Source organism: Amycolatopsis sp. NPDC114503 (genome assembly GCF_055633655.1).
In genome coordinates this window covers 807,869-829,810 of record NZ_JBVKDT010000004.1, presented here as the reverse complement: position 1 = coordinate 829,810, position 21,942 = coordinate 807,869, and the positions used below count along the sequence as shown (strand labels likewise).

Genomic DNA, 21,942 nt, shown 5'->3' with positions numbered 1-21,942 from the left:
TCCTGAAGGTTGACACAATCATCCGTCTGGATAATTATGGAGGGCGACCGAGAGGGGATGACTGTGAACAAGATCAAGGTGGCGGTAGTAGGCGGCGGCACCGGCGGGTTGTGCCTGGCGCACGCCCTGTCGCGGGCCGGCGTCGAGGTGGCGGTGTACGAGCGCAGCCGCACGCGGACCGAACGCCTGCAGGGCTACCGCGTGCACATCGCGCCGATGGGCTCCGCCGCGCTGCACGAGTGCCTTCCGTCGGCGGCGTGGGAGCAGTTCCTGGCCACCACGGGGGTAAGCGAGGGGACGTTCGGCTTCGTCACGGAGAAGATGCGCGAGCTGGCGACCTTCGACGCTCCGCCCAGCGGAGACCCGACCGCCGCGCACCATTCGGTCAGCCGGATTTCGATGCATCAGGTGCTGTCGTCCGGGCTGGACGGAATCCTCTGGTACGACAAGGAATTCGTGCGCTACGAGACTGGTGCCAAGGGCGTCGGCCTGCATTTCGCCGACGGCACCACCGCCGAGGCAGACCTGGTGATCGGCGCGGACGGCGCGAGCTCCCGGGTCCGTGCACAGCTGCTGCCGCACGCGAAGCGGGTGGACACCGGAATCCGCACCGTCATCGGCAAGTTCCCGTTGACCGAAGAGTCCCGCGCGCTGCTTCCGAGAAGGCTGGCGACGGCCCCGACGCTCGTGCTGCCCCCGCCGGGATGCGGGATGTTCACCGCGCCGCACGAGTTCCCGGCGGCGTCGGAGAACGACGAGACCGCGACCGTCGACCCAGTGCTGTTCGACAACACCAGCAGCTACGTCATGTGGTCCTACGGCGCGAAGGCCGGGCACTTCCCGGCCGACCTCGCCGAACTGGACGCTCCCGCGCTCCGTTCGCTGGTGCTGGACCGGATCCGCGGCTGGCATCCGTCGTTCAGCCGCCTGGTGCAGGACTCGCCGGACGGCACGGTGAGCATGCTGCCGATCCGCACGTCGGTGCCGGTCCGCGAGTGGGAGACCGGTCCGGTCACCCTGCTCGGCGACGCCGCGCACAGCATGACCCCGTTCCGCGGCATCGGCGCGAACATCGCCCTCCGCGACGCACAAGTGTTGTGCCGCAACCTTTCCCGCGGCGGCGGTGACGTGACGGCTGCGGTTGCCGACTACGAACGGCAGATGCGGAAGTACGCGTACCCGCAAGTCCGGGGTTCGCTGCGCAGTGCCGAGCAGTTCGTGACCGAGAGCCGGTTCAGCCGCGGGGCGACGCGCGCGTCGATGACCGCGCTGGGGGCGGGCCTCTCGCTGCGGCGGAAGCTGCGCGGCTGAGGTCAGCCCGCGCCGTACCAGCGTCCGCCGGGCGGCATCGCGTACTCCGTGTACAGGAGAGCGGCCAGGGCATGCCAGCCGGTCTCGTCCGCGGTGAACGTCCGGCCGCCCGGCGCGATCAGCACCGCCTGGCCGCTGGCGTCGGCGACCAGCGAGATCGGCACCCGGAACTCGTCGTAGTCGTGCCGCACGAGCCAGCGCCACCCGATCGTGAACCGGCGGCGAGCGGTCACCGGGTAGCGCATGTCGACGTCGGAGACCCCGGTGCCGACGGTCGTCCACAGTGGAGTGACGCGGAGTCCGGCCAGGTGCACGAGCTGCGGTTTCTTGCCGTCCGGTTCGAAACGGTAGTACGGGCGTTTGTGCCACTGTTCCCAGCGCAGCCGCCTTCGTTCGCGGCGGATCGGGCGGCGCAGCCTGGACAGCGCTTCGTCGACCAGCGCGAGGGCGCGAGCGAAGTCGGGATCGTTGCGGGACACGAGATTCTCCCCTCTCTCGCGCCCGAAGCTACTGAACCGGCCGGGGACCGGTCCCGTGCTCCTTTTCCACCAGCGAGCGGAGCTGGAACTTCTGGATTTTGCCGCTGGCGGTCCGGGGGAGTTCCGGAAACAGTTCCACGCGCTCCGGCCAGTACTGCTTGGCGATGCCCTTCTCCGCGAGAAAACCGCGCAGCTTTTCGAGATCCAGGTCTGCGCCAGACTTGAGCACGAGGCAGGCACAGGCGCGTTCCTGCAGCCGCGGATCGGGGACCGCGACCACGGCGACCGCTTCGACGTCCGGGTGTTCGTAAAGGACGTTCTCCACGTACGCGACCGGGATGTTCTCGCCGCCGCGGATGATCACGTCCTTGGTCCGGCCCGCGATGCGGAGGTAGCCGTCGGCGTCGACGGTCGCGAGATCGCCGGTATCGAACCAATCGCCGGTGAAGCTCTCGCGCGCCAGCTCAAGCCGTTCCGCGTAGCCGACGAACAGGAACGGCCCGGCGACCTGCAGACGGCCTTCGGCGCCCGGCGGCAATTCGGTTCCGTCCGCGTCGACAACCCGGATCCGCATCCCGGGCCACGGGTAGCCGTCGGTGTCGATCAGCTTGTCGTCCGGATCGCCCGGGATGCCGAGCGTGACCAGGGCGTCCTCGCTCTGCCCCCAGCCGCCGAGCACGACGAGACCGGGCAGTTTCCGCCGCGCCTCCCGCACGAGCGCCCGGGGGATCGGTGCGCCCATGCAGCAGAACCGTTGCAGGGACTGGAGATCGTGCTCGGCGAGGTTCGGTGCGGTGAGCAGGTCGTGCAGGAACGGCGTGGCGGCCGAGGTGTAGGTGATGCCGTGTTCGGCGACCAGTTCGACGAATCGCGCGGCATCCCATACGTCCTGCAGCACGCAGGTCGCGCCGTTCTGCACGCCGAGCCTTGCACCGTAAAGGAAACCGGTGAGGTGTGCGAGCGTCGACGCCATGTGCAGGACGCTGTCGGAGGTGATGCCGAGCCGGTCCGGGAGCGGATTGTTCGCGGCGATCGCGGTGTTGTGCGTGTGCATCACGCCCTTGGGCTCGCCGGTGGTGCCGGAAGTGAAGATCAGCAGTGTGACGTCATTGGGGTCGGGTCGCCACGACGGCAGTTCGCGCCGCTCTTCCCAGGGTGTCGCGGCGAACTCGTCCCAGGACGATCCGACTACCAGCACGTGTTCCAAATCCGGCCACTGTGGACGGAGGCGTTGGACCATCGCCGGATAGTCGAAACCGCGGAATTCATGTGGAACTACAAGGACTTTCGACTTCGCGAGCCCGACCATGAAGCCGACCTCGCGGTCCCGGTAGATCGGGATGAGCGGGTTGCTGACCGCGCCGATCCGGCTCGCCGCGTAGTGCACGACGATCCACTCGATCCGGTTCGGCAGCTGGAACGACACGACGTCGCCCGACCGGACGCCCAGTTCCAGCAGCCCGAGCGCACACCGGTCGACCTCCTGTTTGAGCTGGCCGAAGGTGATGCTGCGCCGTGAATCGACGAACGCGGTCTTGTCCGGCGCGGCCGCCGCGGCGTCGTCGAGGAAGTCGGTGATGGTGCGGTTCACCCAGTACCCGGCGCGGGTGTGGGCCTCGATCGTCTCGTCGTCGAGGATCGTCGCGAACGGCATGGCGGGCTCCGGGTCAGCTCATGGTGAGGCCGCCGCTGACGCTGACGGTCTGTCCGGTGACATAGGCAGCCTCGTCGGAGGCCAGGAAGGCGACCACGTTCGCGATGTCCGACGGCTGCGCGAGCCGTCGGAACGGGATGGCTTTCGTCAGTGCTTCGCGCAGTTTCGGGTTGTCGCCGCCGAGCGAGGCGAACAGTTCGGTGTCGGCGGGACCGGGGCAGACGACGTTGGCGTTGACCTTGCTGCGCGCCAATTCCCGGGCGATCGACTTCGTGAACGCGATGATCCCGCCCTTCGCCGCCGAGTACACCGCCTCGCCCGACGAACCGACGCGACCGGCATCGGACGCGATGTTGACCACGGAGCCGAAGCCCTGTTCGGCCATCACCGGCAGCACCTCGCGGCAGGTGTTGAGCACGCCGTAGAGATTGATCTGCACGACGCGGTCCCAATCGGCGCGATCGGACTCGGCGAACGGGCCCGCCTTGTCCCAGCCAGCGTTGTTGACCAGCACGTCGATCCGGCCGAACTGCGCGCGGACCTGCTCGACCGCGGCGGCGACGGAGTCGGGGGAGGTGACGTCGGTCTTCACGCCGACTCCGCCGATCGCGGCCGCGGTGTCCTTCGCGGTGATTTCGTTGATGTCGCTGACCACGACGGTCGCGCCCTCGGCGGCCAGCTTCTCGGCGATGCCACGGCCGATGCCCTGGCCCGCGCCGGTGACGATGATGACTTTGTCTTTTAGCATGCTGTCTCCCTAGGGGGCGTAGGCGCGGCCGAGCAGATTGCGCGCGATGACGAGCTTCGACACCTGCGCGGTGCCGTCGCCGATCTCCAGGCCGATCACGTCGCGAAGCCGTTGCCCGACCGGGCTTTCGCTGGAATACCCGAGGTGCCCGAACGTCAGCAGGCACTGGTGGATGGTCTCCGCGGCGAGCTTCGGCGCCCAGAACTTCGCCATCGCCGCTTCGGTGCTGTGCTCGGCGTCGTTGTCCTTGCGCCACAACGCTTCGTAACAAACGTGCCGGGCCCCGCGCAGGTAGGTGGCCTGCTCGGCGAGCGGGAACGCGACGCCCTGGAAGGTGCCGATCGGACTGCCGAACGCCTCGCGGTCGCGGGACCACTGCAGCGCCTCGTCGAGCGAAACCTGGGCCGCGCCAAGGCAAGCGAGCCCGATGATCGCGCGCGAGTAGTCGAAACCCTGCATCACAGAGACGAAGCCCTGGCCCTCGCCGCCGACCAACGCGTTCTTGGGGACGGGCAGTCCGTCGAAGTGCAGTGACGCCCGGCCGATCGCCCGGCTGCCGAGATCGTCGAACGCCGCCCGCGAGACATACGCGTCGTCCAGTTCGACCCAAAACGCGCTGACGCCGCGTGCCCCGGGACCGCCGGTGCGGGCGAGCACGAGCGCGACATCGGCGGACATCCCCAGCGTGATCGAGGTTTTCTCGCCGGTGAGCCGCCAGCCGTCGCCGTCCGGTTCGGCCTTCATCTCCAGCTTCGCCGCGTCGGTGCCGTGCCCGGGTTCGGTGATGCAGAACGCGGGCACGACCTCGCCGGACGCGATCGGCGGCAGCCACTCCGCCTGCTGCTGCTCGGTCGCGTTGCGGGTGAGGATGTCGCTGACGAGCGCGCTGACGATGATGAGATAGGCCGCGTTGAAATCGCCGCGCGCGACCTCCTCGGCCGCCATTCCGGCGACGACCGCGCTGGCCTCCTGTCCGCCGTGGCGTTCCGGGATGCGCAGGCCGGTCAGGCCCATCGAGGCAAGGTCCGCGACGAGCTGAGGGCGCAGCTTCGCCGCCTTGTCGTCGGATTGGTAGTGCGGCGCAAGGACTTTCGTCGCGAACCGGCGCAGCTCGTGGCGGTAGGCGTCCTCGTCGTCGGTGAACGTGAAGTCCATGGTCAGTGCCAGTTCACGTGCGAGACGAAGTCCGGCTTGCGCTTCTCCGCAAACGCCTGCGCGCCTTCCAGGCCCTCCGGCGAAGCGGTGAACAGGTCGAGCGCAGACATGGCCAAATTGGACAGTCCGGCCTGGTGGTCGGTGTCCGCGTTGAAGGACTGCTTGAGGAAACGCAGTGCGGTGGGGCTTTTCTCGGCAGCTTCGCCGGCCCACGCTTTGGCGGTCTTGAGCAGTTCGCCCGGCGGGACGACGGCGTTGACCAGACCCATCCGCTCCGCCTCCGCCGCGTCGTACTGACGGCAGAAGAACCAGATCTCGCGCGCCTTCTTCTCTCCGACGACCCGCGCGAGATACGCCGAACCGAACCCGGCGTCGAACGATCCGACCCGCGGACCGGCCTGGCCGAAGCGCGCGGTCTCGCTGGCGATCGTGACGTCGCACAGGACGTGCAGCACGTGCCCGCCGCCGACCGCGACGCCGTTGACCGCGGCGATCACCGGCTTCGGGAGGTCGCGGATGAGCTTGTGCAGGTTGCCGATCTCGAACATGCCGCTCTCGGTGGGGCCGTAGTCGCCGGTCTCCGCGCGCTGTTTGACGTCGCCGCCGGTGCAGAACGCCTTCTCGCCGGAGCCGGTGAGGATCACCGCCTGCACCTGTTTGTCCGCCCACGCCAGGCGGAACGCCTTGATCAGCTCGTCGACCGTCTTCCCGCGAAAGGCGTTGTAGCGCTCCGGCCGATTGATCGTGACGACCGCGGCCGGGCCGTCGATTTCGTACCGGATGTCCTCGAACTCCATCGTCCGCTCCCGTCTGTCGTCTGACCAAGGTGACAAAATTTGACTCTTAAGTCAAGAGTTGAACTCATGGTCAACCGGTAGGCTTTCGGGGCAGCGGAGAACCAGGAGGAGCAGGATGGGCGCGGTGAAACCGCCGTCCGAGCGCGTGCAGCGCAAACGGGGCAAGCGGATCCAGGAAATCCTGACGGCGGCGGCCGAGTTGTTCGGCGAACGCGGCTACGACGCGGTGAGCCTGGAGCACGTCGCCGAACGCCTCGACGTCACGAAGGGCTCGCTGTACTACTACTTCTCCAGCAAGGACGAGCTAGGCACGGCGGCGATCGAGACGCTCGGCGACGAGTGGACGGCGCGGCTGGAGCAGTTGCTCGACGGCACGGAAGGCACGCCGGAAGCCCGGCTGCGCGCGTTGATCCACGAGCACGTCACGATCGCGGTCAACGACTATCCGGCGGCGCTGCGGCTGTTCCTGATGCCGCGCGAATGGCCGAGCGCGCAACGCGAACGCATCAAGGAACTGCGCCTCCGCCACGACGCGCTCTTCCGCGCGCTGATCGAAGAGGGCCTGGCGAGCGGCGAGTTCACCGTCACCAGCGTCGACACCGTGCTGCAGTGCATGCATGCCGCGATGAGCCAGGCGCCCACGTGGTGCGGTGAACTGCCGCCCGCCGCGCAGGGGAAAGCGGTGGACGAGGTCGCCGATACGTTGATGGCGCTCGTCCACATCGGACAGTTCCGGCGGTGAGCTAGAGGCGGCGCGGGGCCTCGATGCCGAGGAGCGCCAAGCCCTGAACGAGCGTGCGCGAGGTGAGCGTGGCCAGCTGTACCCGCGAAGCGCGAAGCTCCGGCGTTTCCGCGCTCAGCACCGAGCACTGCTCGTAGAAGCGCGAGAACGTGACTGCGGTGTCGTACAGGTACGTACACAGCTTGTGCGGCGCGTACGCGGACGTCGCCGCGCCGATCGCTTCGCTGAACCGCAGCAGCGTCAGCGCGAGCGCGCGTTCCGCCGGTTCTTGAAGCAGGACCGGTGCGTTTCCGTCGGTTTCGCCTGCCTTGGCGAGGATTGACTCGATCCTCGCGTGCGCATACTGCAGGTAGACGGACGTGTTGCCGTCCTTCGCGAGCATGCGGTCCCAGTCGAACACGTAGTCGCGTTCGCGGTCGCTGGAAAGGTCGGCGTACTTCACCGCGCCGATTCCGACTGCGCGCGCGACTTCCCGCTGCTCTTCCTCGCTGAGTTCACTGCGCTCGGCCACGACTTCCGCAGCCTGCGCCACCGCTTCGTCGAGCAGGTTGGCGAGCTTGATCGTCTCGCCGGCGCGAGTGCGCATCACCTTGCCGTCCGCGCCGAGGATCGAGCCGAACCCGATGTGCTCGGCGTGCACGCCGTCGAGCCAGCCGGCCGCGCGGGCCACCGCGAAGATCATCGCGAAGTGCTGTGCCTGCGGGGTGCCGACGACGTACAGCAGGTCGGTCGCGCCGCGTTCGGCGGTCCAGTACCGGATGGTGGCGAGGTCGGTGGCCGCGTAGCCGTAGCCGCCGTCGCGCTTGCGGACGATCAGCGGGAGCCGGTCGCCTTCGCGGTTGGCGAAGCCTTCGGGGAACACGCAGACCGCGCCGTCGCTGATCTCGGTGAGCCCGTCGGCCTCCAGTTCGTCGACGACCTCGCCCAGGTACGGGTTGTAGAAGCTTTCGCCGTAGATGTCGTCGTCGGTGAGCGTGATGCCGAGCTGACGGTAGGCCGCGTTGAAGTGCCTTGTCGACTCGTCGACGAGTTCTTGCCAGAAGGCGAGCGTGTCCGCGTCGCCGCCCTGGAGTTTCACGACGCGCTCGCGGGAGCGGGTCGCGAAGGCCTCGTCGGCGTCGAACTTCCGTCGCGCGGCTTGGTAGAAGGCGTTGAGGTCGCTGCGATCTCCGGACGGTTCGTCCAGGTGGTGCTCGATGAGCATGCCGAACGGCGTGCCCCAGTCGCCGAGATGGTTGTGCGGCAGTACTTCGTGCCCGACGAAGCGCAGCAGCCTGCTGATCGCGTCGCCGATCACCGTGGAACGCAGGTGCCCGACGTGCATTTCCTTGGCGACATTGGGACTGCTGTAGTCGAGCGCGACCCGGCGCGGCTTTTCGGCCTCGGCGACCCCGAGCCGGTCGTCTCCGGCTTGTTCGGTGACGCGCTGCTCAAGCCATTCGCGGCGCAGCACGAAGTTCAGGAACCCGGGCCCGGCGATCTCGGGCCGATCGGCGACGCCGTCCAGCTCCAGGTTCTCGACAATCCCGGCCGCGACCTCGCGCGGCGGTTTGCCGAGCCGTTTGCCGAGGCTCATCGCCAGGTTGCACTGGTAGTCGACACCGTCGCGAGTGGACACCGCGATGAGCGCCGCGGACGGGTCGAGGTCGACGTCGAACGCGCGGCGGAGCGAAGCCACCACGCGTCGGGCCAATTCCTCACTAACCTCGGGCTTGCGCACGGTGTCCCTCCTTCGCGTAGTCGATCGGTGAAGCCTACCGACCGCGCGCGAACGGGTTTACCGCAGTTCGCTGCCCTTCGTTTCGGGCATCCGGAGGATCACGAAGAACGCGATCACCGCCCCTCCGGCGACGTACCAGAAGAAGGCCGTGGCAGCGCCCGCCGCAGACAGCGCGCTGAGCACGAGCGGCGCGGTCCCGCCGAACACCGCGACGGTCAGGTTGTACCAAGCGCCGATCCCGAGCCCGCGCAGTTCGGTGGGGAAGAGTTCGCTCATGATCGCCGGCGCCAGCGAGGTCATCGCGGTGTAGAGCGCGAGGCCGACGCAGAACACGATGAGCAGATTCCCTAGCCCGGGCCGCACGAGATAGGAGAGCGGCACGATCACCAGTGCAGTCGCCCCGGACCAGACGAGCAGCTGAGGCCGCCGCCCGTACCGGTCGGTGAGCGCGCCCATCGGGTACTGGAGGAGGACGAAGAGGGCAGTCGCGATGGACAGCGCGAGGAAGGTGTCGACGTCGTTCGCGCCGCGCCCCTTGACCGCGAACGACGGGAGGGCGCTGAAGAAGGTGTAGTAGCAGAGCGTGTTGAGCATCGAGAGCCCGATGAGCTGCCCGACCGCCCGCGGATGCTGGGTGAGCGTGGTGAGCAACGGCCGCTGCACTTGCCGCGCGGTTTCTTTTTTCTCGTGGTACAGCTCGGTTTCCTCGAGACTGCGCCGCAACCACAGCCCGACCAGCCCGAGCGCTCCGCCGAGCAGGAACGGAATCCGCCAGCCGAACGAGGTGAGGTGCGCCTTGTCCATCGTGCGGGCGAGCACGAACCCGAGCACCGTCGCGATGAGCACCGCGGAGCCGGTGGAGATGTAGAAGAAGGAGGAGTATCGACCGCGCCGCTCCTTGGGCGCGACCTCGCCGAGGTACGCCGAAGCGTTCGACACCTCCCCGCCGAGCGAAAGCCCCTGCGCGATCCGCGCGAGCAGCAGGAGAATCGGAGCCAGCCACCCGACCTGCGCGAAGGTGGGAAGAACGCCGATCGCGACCGACCCGCCCGCCATCAACGAAATGGTGAGCAGCATGGCGGGCTTGCGCCCGTGCACGTCGGCGAAGCGTCCCAGCAGGACGCCGCCGAGGGGTCGGAAGAAGAACGCGAGCGCGTAAGTGGCGAAGGTGTTGATCAGCGCGAGCGTTTCGTTGCCAGGAGGGAAGAACGCGCCAGCGAAGTAAATGCTGAAGGTCGCGTAGATGGTCCAGTCGAACCACTCGAGCGCATTGCCCGCACTGGCAGCGAACAACTTCCGCACCGGCAACCGATGCCGGGCGATGCCTTCGGTCGCAGGACCGGCCATCGGGCAACCTCCACACGTCCGCACGAGTGGAACGGGACTTTGCCAGAAATGCCCGGAGATCGGTAGATCCCGGCCCATGATGGCGGTTGGTGCTTGTCCCACTGCGGTCTGTGATGCGGGAATGCTTTTGCCGCAAGGGGATCATGAGGAGCTGCGGACGGTGCAGCTGCCCGGTGGACACTGGCGGTCCAGGGCGGTGCGAGCCATCGGGCCGGTGCTGCGGCCGCACGGTCGATCCCGTGATCACGCCGCTGGCCGGAGCGACTCGGCAGCGTCGGTCGAGCCTCGACTCGTCGCTGCCGCCAGGCCTCCTGCTCGTCGGACGGCTCGTCGCGCATCGATCTTGACCGAGCCGACCCGAACCAGCCGCTGCGCTTGCCAGCCTCAGCTACGCGAGCCGGTTCCGCCCGACCGCCTGGGCCGCGCCGGATCTCAGTCCGGTTCGGTCTGGCTGCCCGGGCTGCGCCGCGTCTCAGGCAGATTCCGTCCGTCGCCTGGGCCGCGCCCGCGCCTCAGGCCGGTTCCGCCTGGCCGCCCGGGCCGCGCCGGACCTAGGACCGGGTCCGCCCGTGCCGCGCCGGACCTCAGACCGGTTCCGCCCGTGCCGCGCCGGGCCCTCGGGCCGGTTCCCCCTGGCCGCCCAGGCTGCGCCGCATCTCAGGCCGCTTGTGCCAGGCCGCCCGGGCCGCGCCGCATCTCACGCCGGTTCCGCCCGGCCGCCCAGGCCGCGCCGCACCTCAAGCCGCTTCCGCCCTTCCGCCCAGCCCGCACCTCAAGCAGTGGTCGCCAACGCGAACGGCAACACCCCCTCCGCCCCGGCCCGGCGCAGCAGCCGTGCCGCCAGTGTCATCGTCCAGCCAGTGTCGATCAGGTCGTCCACCAGCAGCACCGGCCCCTGTGCCTGCGCGACGCTCGCCGCCACGTCCTCCGGCAGGCTCAACCTCCGCCACAGATCGGCCAGCCGTTGCGCGCTGTTCGCCCGCCGAGGCGGCGGCCCGGCCGACGTCAGCTCTCCCAGATAATCCAGCCGCCCGATCGCCGACAACCGCAGCGCGAGGCTGTCCACCAGTTGCGGCCGCGTCGACGACGGGATCGCCACCACCGCCACCGGACGTTGCGCCCACTGCCAGCCCGCGAGCACCTTCACGCACGCGTCGAAGACCGAGTCGGGGACCTCGGCGTCCGGCGCGCCCGGGCCGAGCAGTTCGCGCAGCCGGCCGCCCCAGCCCACGTCCGTGAGCCGGCCCAGCACCTGGCCCTGCTCGGCCTGTTCGCCGGCCGCGATCCGGCCCGACAGCGGCACGTCGAGCCCTTTCATCCCGCTCGGCCACTGTTTCCGCGGCGCCACCGCGACCCCGGGCCGGTCCAGCCGTTCCCGCGTCTCGCCCGCGACTTCCTCGGAAACCGCGGTATTCCAATGCTCCCCGGTGCAGTTGTCGCACCGGCCGCACGGCACCGCCTCCGGATCGTCGAGCTGTCGTCGCAGGTACTCCATCCGGCACCCGGTCGTGCGGATGTACCCGAGCATCGCCTCCTGCTCGGCCGCCCGCGCGACGCCGACGCGTTCGTACCGTTCCCGGTCGTACTCCCACGGCTGTCCGGTGCTTTCCCAGCCGCCGCGCACCCGGCGCACCGCACCGTCCACATCGAGCACCTTCAGCACCATTTCCAGCCGCGACCGGGAAAGCTCGACCGACGGCTCCAGCGCGGCTGTCGAAAGTGGACGGTCGGAGTAGGCGAGCGCGTTGAGCACCTGCGTGACGCGCAGCTCGTCCGGGAACGCCAGCGATCCGAAGTACGCCCAGATCGCCTTGTCCTCCCGCCCCGGCAGCAGCACCACCTCGGCCCGCTCGACGCCACGACCGGCACGGCCGACCTGCTGGTAGTAGGCGATCGGCGACGACGGCGCGCCCAGGTGCACCACGAACCCGAGGTCCGGCTTGTCGAACCCCATCCCGAGCGCCGACGTCGCCACCAGCGCCTTGACCCGGTTCTCCAGCAGGTCGTCCTCCGCGGCCTGGCGGTCGGCCGGATCGGTCTTCCCGGTGTAGGCGGCCACCGGATAGCCGCGGTCGGACAGCAGCGCGGCGACGTCGTGCGCGGCGGCGACGGTGAGCGTGTAGATGATGCCCGACCCCGGCAGTTCCGCCAGGTGCTCGGCGAGCCAGGCCAGCCGGGCCTCGTCGGTGGGCAGCTCGGCCACGGCCAGCCGCAGGCTTTCCCGGTCGAGCGGACCGCGCAGGACGAGCGTGTCCGTTTCGCCGCCGATGCCGAGCTGCTCGGCGACGTCCGTGGCCACCCGGTCGTTCGCGGTCGCCGTGGTGGCCAGCACCGGCACGCCTTCGGGCAGGTCGCCCAGCAGCGTGCGCAGCCGCCGGTAGTCCGGCCGGAAATCGTGGCCCCAGTCGGAAATGCAGTGCGCCTCGTCCACCACCAGCAGGCCGGCGCTGGCCGTGAGCTTCGGCAGCACGCTGTCGCGGAAGTCCGGGTTGTTGAGCCGTTCCGGGCTGACCAGCAGCACGTCCACCTCGCCCGCGGCCACCGACGCCTGGACCTGGTCCCACTCCTGCGCGTTCGCCGAGTTGATGGTGGCCGCGTGGATCCCCGCCCGCGCGGCGGCGGAGATCTGGTTGCGCATCAGGGCGAGCAGCGGCGACACGATGACCGTCGGCCCCGCTCCCTGTTCCCGCAGCAGCGCGGTGGCCAGGAAGTACACGGCCGACTTCCCCCAGCCGGTGCGCTGCACGACGAGCGCGCGCCGATGGTGCGCGACCAGTGCCTCGATGGCGGTCCACTGGTCCTCTCGGAGGGCGGCGTTGTCTCCGGCGAGCGCGCGGAGCAGGGTCTCGGCGCGGGTCCGGAGAGCTTCGGTGGTGTCCACGTCCCCCGGTCTACCCCATGCCCCCGACAATCCCGGAGCCGACCGACCCGGAACGGACAGTTTCCGGCCGTGAACGCAGAGTTATGTGACTCATGTCACAACAGTAACCTAGGTCGCAGCCGCGACGGGAAGCCCTCGCGTGCCCGCGCGTATAGGCTCACCGGCTATGTCACCACGCCGGATCGGGGTCATGGGCGGCACCTTCGACCCCGTGCACCACGGCCACCTCGTCGCGGCCAGCGAGGTCCAGTCGCGGTTCGCGCTCGACGAGGTCATCTTCGTGCCGACCGGGCAGCCGTGGCAGAAGTCCGGCCGCCGCGTCACGCGCGCCGAGGACCGCTACCTGATGACGGTCATCGCCACCGCGTCCAACCCGGTCTTCTCGGTGAGCCGGGTCGACATCGACCGCGGCGGCCAGACCTACACCGTCGACACGCTGCGCGACCTGCAGGAGGAGTACCCGGACGACGAGCTGTTCTTCATCACCGGCGCCGACGCCCTCGAGCAGATCCTCACCTGGCACAAGGCGGACGAGCTGTTCGACTTCGCGCATTTCATCGGCGTCACCCGCCCCGGCTACCGGCTCAACTCGCACCATCTGCCGAGCGGAAAGGTGAGCCTCGTCGAGGTCACCGCGATGTCCATCTCGTCCACCGGATGCCGCGAACGCGTCGAGCGCGGCGAGCCGGTCTGGTACCTCGTGCCCGACGGCGTTGTGCGCTACATCGCCAAGAAGGACCTCTACCGCAAGGACGCCGAGGCCTGACCGGGTACCCTCGTCCGGGCATACCCCGAATCTGAAGGAGCACTGTGGCAGCGACGTCCGAGGCACGGGACCTGGCGGTGGCGGCCGCGCACGCGGCGGCCGACAAGCTGGCCAGCGACGTGGTCGTCCTGGACGTGTCCGAGCAGCTCGTGATCACCGACGCGTTCGTGATCGCCTCCGCGGCCAACGAACGCCAGGTCGGCGCGATCGTCGACAACGTGGAAGAGAAGCTCCGGATCGAGGGGCACAAGCCGGTCCGGCGCGAAGGCGCCCGCGAGGGCCGCTGGGTGCTGCTCGACTACGTCGACGTCGTGGTCCACGTCCAGCACGCGGACGAGCGCTCGTTCTACGGCCTCGAGCGGCTGTGGAAGGACTGCCCGCGGATCGAGGTCGAAGGGCTGGCGACGGTCCCCGCGAACGACACCGGCGACACCGGCGACGCGGACGGTCCGGAGGCGTGAGCCCGCGGCGGCTGCTGCTCTGGCGGCACGGCGAGACGGACTACAACGCCGCCGGCCGCATGCAGGGACACCTCGATTCGGCGCTGACCCCGGTCGGCTGGAACCAGGCGCGTTTCGCCGTGCCCGCGCTCGCGCGGTTCGCGCCGGAGCTGGTGATCGCGTCCGATCTGCGCCGCGCCACCGACACCGCGACGGTGCTCACCGAGGCGATCGGCGTGCCGCTGCAGATCGACAAGCGGCTGCGCGAGACGCATCTCGGCGAGTGGCAGGGCCTGACCGGCGCCGAGGTCGACGAGAGCTATCCGGGCGATCGCCAGACGTGGCGCACCAACGCCGCGTGGGCCCCGCCGGGCGGCGAATCCCGGGTCGAGGTCGCCGAACGCGCCGCCGAAGTGGTCAACGACCTGATGCAGCCGAACTCCGACGTCGGGGAATCGGTCCTGCTCGCCTCCCACGGCGGGCTCATCCTGGCGCTGACCGCGAAGCTGCTCGGCCTTCCGGTCGAGGTCTGGCCGTCGCTCGGCGGGATCATGAACTGCCACTGGGTCGATCTCGGCCACCGCGAGGGGAAGTGGCGGTTGCACGCGTACAACGCGGGCATCACCGGCTGACCCGATGAGCCCGCAGCTGCTCGTTTTCGGCGATTCACTCTGTTTTCACGGCCCCGAGGGCCCTTGCGCGGCCGACGATCCGCGCCTGTGGCCCAACGTCGCCGCGAACGCGCTGTCCGGACAAGCCGATCTCGTCGCCGGCATCGGCTGGACCGCGCGCGACCTGTGGTGGTCCCTCACCGGCGACCCGCGCGTGTGGGCGGATCTGCGTCGCGTCGACGCTGTCGTGCTCGCCGTTGGTCACATGGACACGCTGCCGTCGCCGCTGCCGACGTACTTGCGTCAGGGGCTTCGCTACCTTCGCCCCGACGGCGTACGTCGCGTTGTACGCGGTGCCTATCTCGCTGCACAGCCACGGTTGTCTGTCGTGATGCGCGGACGTCCTCGCGTACTGCCTGCGCGGCTGAGCGTGAGCTATCTGGACCAGTCCGTCGAAGCGTTGCGCGCGCTACGCCCTGAGTTGCCTGTGTTCGGCATGCTGCCTTCGGTGCACCGCGCTGATGCGTATGGGCGCGTACACACTGGGCGCGCCGAAGCAGCCGCTGCGCTTGCTTCGTGGGCCGCGCGACGCGAAGTGCCGTTGCTCGACACGCCCGGCGTGGTTGGCGAACATGTCTTGAGCGGCGCGGGAAATCCCGACGGCATGCACTGGGGATGGGCGGGGCACGAAGCCGTTGGTACTGCGATGGCGAAGCTCGTTGCCCCGCACCTCGGCTCTGGCAACGTAGGCTGACGACGTGTCGGTCGCCGTGGTCACGGACTCCACCGCGCACCTGCCCGAAGGCTTCGCCGAGCGGCACTCGGTGCGGGTGGTGCCCCTGCACGTCCTGGTGGAAGGCGTGTGTTCCCTCGACGGCGTCGAAATGGGTCCCGCCGCGCTCGCGGAAGCGCTGGGGGAGCGCAAGATCGTCACGACTTCGCGGCCCACTCCGGCCGAATTCGCCACCGAATTCCGGGCCGCGCTCGACGCCGGCGCGGACGCCGTCGTGTCCGTGCACCTGTCGAGAGAGCTTTCCGGCACCTGGGAAGCTGCGGTGCTGGCGGCAGAAGAGGTCGGCTCCGATCGGGTCCGCGTCGTCGATTCCCGCACCACAGCGATGGGTTTGGGCTTCGCCGCCTTGCACGCCGCGGACGCCGCCTCTTCCGGAGCCAGCCCGGCCGAAGTCGAAGCGGTCGCGACGAAAGCGGCCGACCGGTCGTCAACGTTGTTCGTGGTCGAGACGCTGGAACACTTGCGCCGCGGTGGTCGGATCGGCTCGGCCGCGGCGTTGCTCGGCACCGCGCTGGCGGTGAAACCGGTGCTGCACATGTCCGACGGCCGGATCTTGCCGCTGGAGAAGGTGCGCACGATGAACCGCGCGATCGGGCGCTTGGTCGAATTGTCCGTGCAGGCGGCGGGGACGGGGCCGGTCGAGTTGGCGGTGCATCATCTTGCTTCGCCGGAACGCGCTGTCGAATTGGCGAACCGGCTGGAGGAAGCGATCCCGGGCTGCGCCGGAGGATGCGTGGTGTCGGAGATCGGCGCGGTCATCGGCGCGCACACCGGCCCTGGCGTGCTCGGCGTGGTCGTGCAGCGCGCCTAGGTGAGTTCCTGGTTGCCGAATCGCGCGAGCAGATGCCAGACGCGTTTGAGATCTTGCTCGTCCTGGCCGGCGGCTTTCCCGAGGATGCGTGGGTCGAGGTTTCCGTCCTCGGCGAGTTCCGCGCCCAGCGCGGTGAATTCCGGACCTCGGTAGTCGGGGTGCCGGAGCAGTTCTTCGGTGTAGATCCGGAATCCGTCGTGCCATTCGACTGCGCCTAATTTTCGGGCCGCCGCCTCGATTTCGGTTCCTCGGTAAGACGGATCGAGCACCAGCGCTTCGACGTCTCGAGCCAGGTCCACCTCTCCGTGCACCTGCGCCTCGATGTAGTCGTCCAGCAAGTCTTTGTCGTCCGCCTCGGCAATCGCGACTAGTTCGGAAAGCTGTGCCTCGACGCCGAAAGCGGTCGGCTCGAAAACGCTGTCGGGGTAAGCGAAAGTCGTGCGGGACATCGTGTGTCGCGCGAGCCGCAGATACGCCGAACCGAACCGCGGCGAGCCGCCCGTCTTCCGGCCGCGAAAATTCAGCGACCCGTATTTCGGCCTGTGCGCGGCAGCGACGTCGTCGTAAACACCAGCGAACAACCGGCTTTCCCAGCGCCAGCGATCCCCTCCCGGACGCGCGGTCAACCCGCCGTTGCTGACGCCGGTCTCGAACTGCGAGCGATACCGGCCGTCGCGCGCCATGCTCTCGAGGATCGGCACCCCGTTGACGAGCCGGTCTGGATGGAAATGCAGCGTGACCCGCCACGACGCATCCGCCGGTCCGCCCGTCGCCGACTCGGCTACGTGAGCCACCGCGCGTTCCCACGGTTCCGCGCGAGTCACGGCCAGGCCATCGTGATCGTGCGCTCGAAGTCGGCGTATCCCGCGCGCCGGAACGCGTTCGCCATCGGGACGTTGCCGAGATCCGTCGCCGCCCGGATGCGAGGAACGTCTTGGGCGGCAAGGATTCGGGTGCCCTCGGCGAGGATGTCGTCGATGTAGCCGTTGCCGCGATGTTCGGGCAGGACGGCGAGATACCCGATGACGGGGTTGTAGTTGTTGCGCGCCGGCGTGACGAACCCGACCGGCGTGCCGTCGGGCAGCGTGGCGACTCGCCACCAGTCCCGCGGGCTGCGGTAGTGCGCCAGTTCGTCCTCGTAATGCCGGATTGCCGCTTCGCGAGCGGACATCCGGGTCAGGTCGTCGCGGCTGTGCGCGTCGAGCGTCCCGTCCAGGACGCGGGTCATCAGGTCGAGGATCTCGTCTTCGTCGCGGATCGGACGGAAGACCAGTCGGTTCTGCGGCGGAGCGATCGGAGTCCCGGGCTGCCACTCGAAACGCAGCCGCTCGGCTAGCAGCTTGGCACCGGTCTGCCCGAGCGCGGTCATCCGGTCTTCGACAACGCTTCGGGTCGCGGCTTTTTCGCGCCAATCCGTGGGGATCAGGCGGTGGTAAGTCGGAGGCCTGGTGCCTGTCGGCAGGATCTCCGCCATCGCGGTCCTCAACAGCCGCGCTCCGACGGCCGCGTCCGCAAGATCGAAAACGTCCAGCACAAACGGGACCGGCTCCTCTGCACGACCCCACCACGCTGCCCTGGCGACGAGTTCGTCACCGCGAAGCGCAACCCACATCCAGCCCGGCCTTCGGCGTCCGGCGGCGAGGTCGTCGGCCAGTTCGTGGTCAAGGGCGTAAGTGAGTCGGCAGAAGAGATCGAGTTCTTCCGGCCCGGTGATCGGGCGCAGGGTCAGGTCGGGGTGATTCACAGTTGCGGCAGGCTCCCGTTCGACGGCTGGCTACCAGGTCTAGCGGATGACACCGGCCGGCGCGAACGCTTTTCGATCACTCTTGCCGCAGGCAAACCAGCCAGTATGACCGCGCACCCCGACAAATTCCGGCGCGTCTCCGGCCGCGACGGCTGAGTTGTCCCCAAGGGGCGGGTTGTCCACAGATCGCGCAGAACCCTCTCGCCGCCGAGCCGGCCGACGCCTAGCGTCGATCGTGTGTTCGAGAATTCCGCCCGGGATCCGGGCACTCCCGTCAACGTCAGGCTCACCTGGCTGGCCGACCAGCTGGCCGTGGTCCCGCATGCCGCCGGACCCGGCGGCCGGTCAGCGCGTCGCTGGCTGCCCATCGGCCGCGCGGGCCGGGCAGCGCGCGGACGGTTGTCGGCAAGTGCGGACAGCCAGCTGTCCGTGGGCGCCGAGTTGCCTGGCGTGCGTGTTCGGGACGTGGGGGCGAAGCGCCGAGCGTCTGCAGGTGCTGACAGTTCGCCTTCTCTCGACGATCAGTCGCTGGATCTGGCGAGCCGACCCTCGGCGATCGTCGACGGCCCGGCAGCCGACTCAATGCCGCGCTCGCGACCACTAGGTTTGAAGGCCCGCCTGTCTGCATTCGCTGACAGCACACCCCTTCTGGGCGGCCAGTCCGCACCCGACGCGGACGGTTTGCTGTCCAAGTCCATGCCACTCTCGCGGCCAGCGGGTCGAAAAGGCCGCCTGTCTGCAGCTGCCAACAGTTCACCACTTCCAGACGGCCAGTCGACGGCCGCGGCGGACGGCTCCCCATCCAACTCCGCACGCCTCTCACAGCCCACGGTTCTCACCGCCCGTTTGTCTGCACTTGCCGACAACCCGCCCGCACCGGAAAGCCAGCTGCCTGGCGGCAAACTGGTCCGCAGTTGGCTGCCGGAACACACCGAACAACGGTGGACACGCCGCTGGCTCCCCGGCGCAACCGGCCTGCCGGGCTTCCTCGGCCGCCGGGGAATGTTCTTCGCCCTGGCCTTGCTGGCAGCCGCCGCGGTCGTCGCCGGCGGCCTGGCCATCTTCGGCCGCTCACCCGCAGCCGAGATCGCCCCGCCGCTCCCGACCGCCCGAGCGCAGGCACCGCACGCCTCGAAAGGCAACGAGAACCTGGTCATCAGCGTCGTCGGCCATGTGCGCTCCCCAGGACTCGTCACCGTGCCCTCGGGTTCCCGTGTCGCAGACGCCCTTCGTGCGGCCGGAGGCGCCGACCCGGGCGTCGACCTGACCGCACTGAACCTCGCCCGCAAACTCACCGACGGCGAACAGTTGGCGGTCGGCGTCCCCGCTGCCCAGGCCGCACCGGCCGGTTCAGCCGCCGCGGCCAGCAAGATCGACCTGAACTCCGCGACCGCCGAACAACTCGACAGCCTCCCCGGCGTCGGCGAGGTCACCGCCCGGCGCATCACCGACTGGCGCACCCAGCACGGCGGCTTCTCGAGCGTCGAACAACTCCGCGACGTCGACGGCATCGGCGAAAGCAAGTTCCAGAAACTCCGCGAGCAGGTGACCGTCGGATGAAGCTGGAAACCGAGGAAAAGTCGCGGCGTGACCACGATTTCCGCCTCGTCCCCGCCGCCGTCGCCGGATGGGCGGCCACCCTCGCCGGACTGCAACTCGGCTGGTGGGCCGCGACCGTGGCCGGAACCGTCGCGGTCATCGGAGCCGCGGTGCTTCTAGTGCGCGGCCGTTCGCGATACGCGGGCGTCGGGGGAGCGTTGCTGCTAGCAGGGCTCGTTGCCGCAGTGCCAACAGCTCTTCGCATTCACGACGCGGCATCCGACCCGCTGGGAGCAGCCGCTGCCCATGGCGTCACAGCGACGCTGCGGGTCGAGGTCAGCGAGCGCCCACGGCCGATCCATCAAGCCGGCTACGCCGACCAGCAGGCGGGCACCCGGTCGGTGGCGATTCCCGCCCGCGTCACCGCGGCCACAGTGGACGGTCAGCCAGTCGAATCGACGGGCCGGGTTCTGTTGCTGGCACCGGTAACCGGCTGGAGCGGTCTGCTGCCGGGCCAGGAAGTGACGACGTCCGGACGGCTCCTCCCCGCGCGCGGCGGTGAACTGACCGCCGCGGTGCTTTCCGTCCGTGCCGCACCCGCAGACGCCGGGCCGGCACCGTGGTGGCAGCGCGCCGCCGCGGCCCTGCGGAACAGCTTGCATTCGCTGTGCGCGATCCTGCCGGAGGAACCGGCGGGGCTGCTGCCCGGACTGGTGCTCGGCGACACGAGCGCGTTGCCGCAGCGGGTCGAAAGCGAGTTCACCGCCTCCGGGCTCACCCACTTGATGGCGGTGAGCGGCGGAAATCTCGTCATCATCGGCGGGGCCGTCCTGCTGCTGTGCCGATTGGTCCGTGCGGGCCCGAGGTTTTCCGCAGCGGCGGCTGGCACCTGCCTGGCGGGATTCCTCGTCCTGGTGGGCCCTGAACCGAGTGTGGTGCGGGCAGGCGTCATGGGCGGCATCGGTTTGCTCGCGCTGGCTCTCGGACGACGCGGTTCAGCGCTGCCCGCACTGGCGTTCGCGGTGTGCGTACTCGTGGCGTGGGATCCGACGATGGCGGCCAATTTCGGTTTCGCACTCTCGGTTCTCGCGACGGCCGGGCTGGTGCTGCTCGCTCCGCGCTGGGCGGATTCGTTGGTACGACGGGGAGTTCCGCCCGGCTACGCCGAAGGCCTCGCCGTTCCTCTTGCCGCGTTCGTGGTCACCGCACCAGTCATCGCCGGGATGGCGGGCACGGTCAGCCTGGTCTCGGTGGTCACGAATGTCCTTGCGGCACCAGTGGTCGCGCCGGTCACCGTTCTAGGCGTGCTCGCGACAGTCGTCGGGCCATGGTGGCCAGGAGCCGGGCAGGTGCTGATCCATCTGGCGGACCCGGAAGCGCGGTGGCTGATCACCGTCGCCCGGCACGGCGCAAGGGCGCCCGGGGCAGCGCTGTCCTGGCCCGGTGGCTGGTGGGGCGGATTGTGCGCGGCGGGCCTGCTGGTCGTAGTCGTGGTGGCGGCGAGGTTTCGCCGGCTTCGGCTGCTGGTAGCGATCGGACTGGTTGTGGTGCTGCTGACGGTCGTGCCGGCCAAAGTGCTGACACCCGGCTGGCCGCCGGACGGCTGGGCGATGGTGGAATGCGATGTCGGACAAGGAGATGCGGTAGTTCTCGCAACTGCCGAGCCCGGCCGTGCCGTGGTCGTCGATACCGGACCGGAGCCGGGGCCGGTCGACGAATGCTTGCGGAGGCTGGGCGTCGAACGGGTGCCGCTGCTCGTGCTGAGCCACCTGCACGCGGACCACATCGGAGGCCTCGCCTCGGTATTCGACGGACGGGCGGTAGGTGCGATCGCGGTAGGGCCCGGACGTGCTCCGGCGTGGGCGTGGCAGTCGGTTTCCGGCGAGGCGCGGCGTCGTGGCGTGCCGCTCGTGCAGTTGAGCGAGGGGCAACGGCTGGAATGGCCGGGATTGTCGCTGGACGTACTGGGTCCGCGCTACGCCACCACTCGGTCACCTGCCTTGCAGGACGGCACGATGATCAACAACAGTTCGGTGGTCATGCGCGCCGGCACCTCGGCCGGCCGGGTCTTGCTGACCGGAGACGTGGAACTGGCCGCGCAAGCTGATCTGCTCGCGGAGGGCGTCGACCTGCGGGCCGATGTGCTGAAGGTGCCGCATCACGGCTCGAGGTATTCGCTGCCGCAGTTTCTCGCGGCGGTGCGGCCGCGCACGGCGCTGATCAGTGTCGGCGCGGGCAACGGATACGGACATCCGAGCAAGTCCACAGTGGACGTTCTCGGCACGATGGGAGTACTGGTCACCCGGACCGATATCGACGGCGACACCGCCGTTCTGCCCGCCGGAAGCGGACCGGCGGTCGCGCGCCGGGGCGAGCCGCGGGGTCCGCCGCGGTAGGGCGGCGG

19 protein-coding genes are annotated in these 21,942 nt (G+C 69.3%); 9 read left to right on the top strand and 10 right to left on the bottom strand.

Translation table 11 applies throughout. The features are described from left to right. The first annotated feature begins 57 nt into the window (after window positions 1–57). Complete coding sequence (locus tag ACZ7OI_RS20910) at window positions 58–1,311, top strand: FAD-dependent oxidoreductase (RefSeq protein ID WP_470265844.1); 1,254 nt, start codon at window positions 58–60, stop codon at window positions 1,309–1,311. A 2-nt stretch (window positions 1,312–1,313) separates the two neighbouring features. On the opposite strand, the gene ACZ7OI_RS20905 is transcribed toward ACZ7OI_RS20910, so the two are convergent. From ACZ7OI_RS20905 to ACZ7OI_RS20885, 5 genes are read right to left on the bottom strand one after another with little or no spacing between them, the layout of a single operon-like run. Beyond that, window positions 1,314–1,790, bottom strand: coding sequence for a hypothetical protein (locus ACZ7OI_RS20905; protein ID WP_470265843.1), 477 nt, complete (start codon window positions 1,788–1,790; stop codon window positions 1,314–1,316). Between the two features lie 28 nt (window positions 1,791–1,818). Further along, window positions 1,819–3,444, bottom strand: coding sequence for an AMP-binding protein (locus ACZ7OI_RS20900; protein WP_470265842.1), 1,626 nt, complete (start codon window positions 3,442–3,444; stop codon window positions 1,819–1,821). 13 nt (window positions 3,445–3,457) lie between these two features. Further along, the gene (locus ACZ7OI_RS20895; RefSeq protein WP_470265841.1) at window positions 3,458–4,192 is read right to left on the bottom strand and encodes an SDR family NAD(P)-dependent oxidoreductase; all 735 of its coding nucleotides are present in this window, start codon (window positions 4,190–4,192) and stop codon (window positions 3,458–3,460) included. 9 nt (window positions 4,193–4,201) lie between these two features. Further along, window positions 4,202–5,347, bottom strand: a complete 1,146-nt coding sequence (locus tag ACZ7OI_RS20890; protein ID WP_470265840.1) for an acyl-CoA dehydrogenase family protein — start codon at window positions 5,345–5,347, stop codon at window positions 4,202–4,204. A 2-nt stretch (window positions 5,348–5,349) separates the two neighbouring features. After that, window positions 5,350–6,144, bottom strand: a complete 795-nt coding sequence (locus ACZ7OI_RS20885) for an enoyl-CoA hydratase-related protein (protein WP_470265839.1) — start codon at window positions 6,142–6,144, stop codon at window positions 5,350–5,352. Window positions 6,145–6,259: 115 nt separating this feature from the next. On the opposite strand from ACZ7OI_RS20885, the gene ACZ7OI_RS20880 reads away from it, so the two are divergent. Further along, window positions 6,260–6,886 carry a TetR/AcrR family transcriptional regulator gene (locus ACZ7OI_RS20880; RefSeq protein ID WP_470265838.1) on the top strand — a complete coding sequence of 209 codons (627 nt, stop codon included), beginning with the start codon at window positions 6,260–6,262 and terminating at the stop codon, window positions 6,884–6,886. Between the two features lies 1 nt (window position 6,887). On the opposite strand, the gene argS is transcribed toward ACZ7OI_RS20880, so the two are convergent. The 3 genes from argS to ACZ7OI_RS20865 form a co-directional block, all read right to left on the bottom strand. Further along, window positions 6,888–8,606, bottom strand: a complete 1,719-nt coding sequence (argS, locus tag ACZ7OI_RS20875; RefSeq protein ID WP_470265837.1) for an arginine--tRNA ligase — start codon at window positions 8,604–8,606, stop codon at window positions 6,888–6,890. A gap of 57 nt (window positions 8,607–8,663) precedes the next feature. Continuing rightward, complete coding sequence (locus ACZ7OI_RS20870; RefSeq protein ID WP_470265836.1) at window positions 8,664–9,953, bottom strand: MFS transporter; 1,290 nt, start codon at window positions 9,951–9,953, stop codon at window positions 8,664–8,666. Window positions 9,954–10,725: 772 nt separating this feature from the next. Continuing rightward, the gene (locus tag ACZ7OI_RS20865; protein ID WP_470265835.1) at window positions 10,726–12,834 is read right to left on the bottom strand and encodes a RecQ family ATP-dependent DNA helicase; all 2,109 of its coding nucleotides are present in this window, start codon (window positions 12,832–12,834) and stop codon (window positions 10,726–10,728) included. 166 nt (window positions 12,835–13,000) lie between these two features. Between ACZ7OI_RS20865 and nadD the strand changes: the two genes are divergently transcribed. Genes nadD through ACZ7OI_RS20840 form a run of 5 tightly spaced genes read left to right on the top strand, consistent with a single transcriptional unit; the run spans window position 13,001 to window position 16,255 of the window. Continuing rightward, complete coding sequence (nadD, locus tag ACZ7OI_RS20860) at window positions 13,001–13,600, top strand: nicotinate-nucleotide adenylyltransferase (protein WP_470265834.1); 600 nt, start codon at window positions 13,001–13,003, stop codon at window positions 13,598–13,600. Window positions 13,601–13,644: 44 nt separating this feature from the next. After that, complete coding sequence (gene rsfS, locus ACZ7OI_RS20855) at window positions 13,645–14,061, top strand: ribosome silencing factor (RefSeq protein WP_470265833.1); 417 nt, start codon at window positions 13,645–13,647, stop codon at window positions 14,059–14,061. Then, window positions 14,058–14,672, top strand: coding sequence for a histidine phosphatase family protein (locus tag ACZ7OI_RS20850; RefSeq protein WP_470265832.1), 615 nt, complete (start codon window positions 14,058–14,060; stop codon window positions 14,670–14,672). Before rsfS ends, ACZ7OI_RS20850 begins: the two co-directional genes overlap by 4 nt. Window positions 14,673–14,676: 4 nt before the next feature. Next, window positions 14,677–15,405: a diglucosylglycerate octanoyltransferase gene (gene octT / locus ACZ7OI_RS20845; protein WP_116200457.1), complete on the top strand. Its 729-nt coding sequence runs from the start codon at window positions 14,677–14,679 to the stop codon at window positions 15,403–15,405. A 4-nt stretch (window positions 15,406–15,409) separates the two neighbouring features. After that, window positions 15,410–16,255: a DegV family protein gene (locus ACZ7OI_RS20840; RefSeq protein WP_470265831.1), complete on the top strand. Its 846-nt coding sequence runs from the start codon at window positions 15,410–15,412 to the stop codon at window positions 16,253–16,255. Here the strand turns inward: ACZ7OI_RS20840 and ACZ7OI_RS20835 are convergent. Both ACZ7OI_RS20835 and ACZ7OI_RS20830 read right to left on the bottom strand, forming a co-directional pair. Beyond that, window positions 16,252–17,049, bottom strand: a complete 798-nt coding sequence (locus ACZ7OI_RS20835; protein ID WP_470265830.1) for a DUF3626 domain-containing protein — start codon at window positions 17,047–17,049, stop codon at window positions 16,252–16,254. The two genes, ACZ7OI_RS20840 and ACZ7OI_RS20835, sit on opposite strands and share 4 nt — an antisense overlap. Window positions 17,050–17,075: 26 nt before the next feature. Then, complete coding sequence (locus ACZ7OI_RS20830) at window positions 17,076–17,999, bottom strand: GNAT family N-acetyltransferase (RefSeq protein WP_470265829.1); 924 nt, start codon at window positions 17,997–17,999, stop codon at window positions 17,076–17,078. 237 nt (window positions 18,000–18,236) lie between these two features. Here ACZ7OI_RS20830 and ACZ7OI_RS20825 point away from each other — a divergent pair, with 237 nt between their 5' ends. Together ACZ7OI_RS20825 and ACZ7OI_RS20820 are read left to right on the top strand one after the other, a co-directional pair. After that, window positions 18,237–19,559: a ComEA family DNA-binding protein gene (locus ACZ7OI_RS20825; protein WP_470265828.1), complete on the top strand. Its 1,323-nt coding sequence runs from the start codon at window positions 18,237–18,239 to the stop codon at window positions 19,557–19,559. Next, a complete protein-coding gene (locus ACZ7OI_RS20820; RefSeq protein ID WP_470265827.1) occupies window positions 19,556–21,934 on the top strand; it encodes a ComEC/Rec2 family competence protein in 2,379 nt (792 codons plus the stop codon). Before ACZ7OI_RS20825 ends, ACZ7OI_RS20820 begins: the two co-directional genes overlap by 4 nt. The last annotated feature ends 8 nt before the right edge of the window (window positions 21,935–21,942 follow it).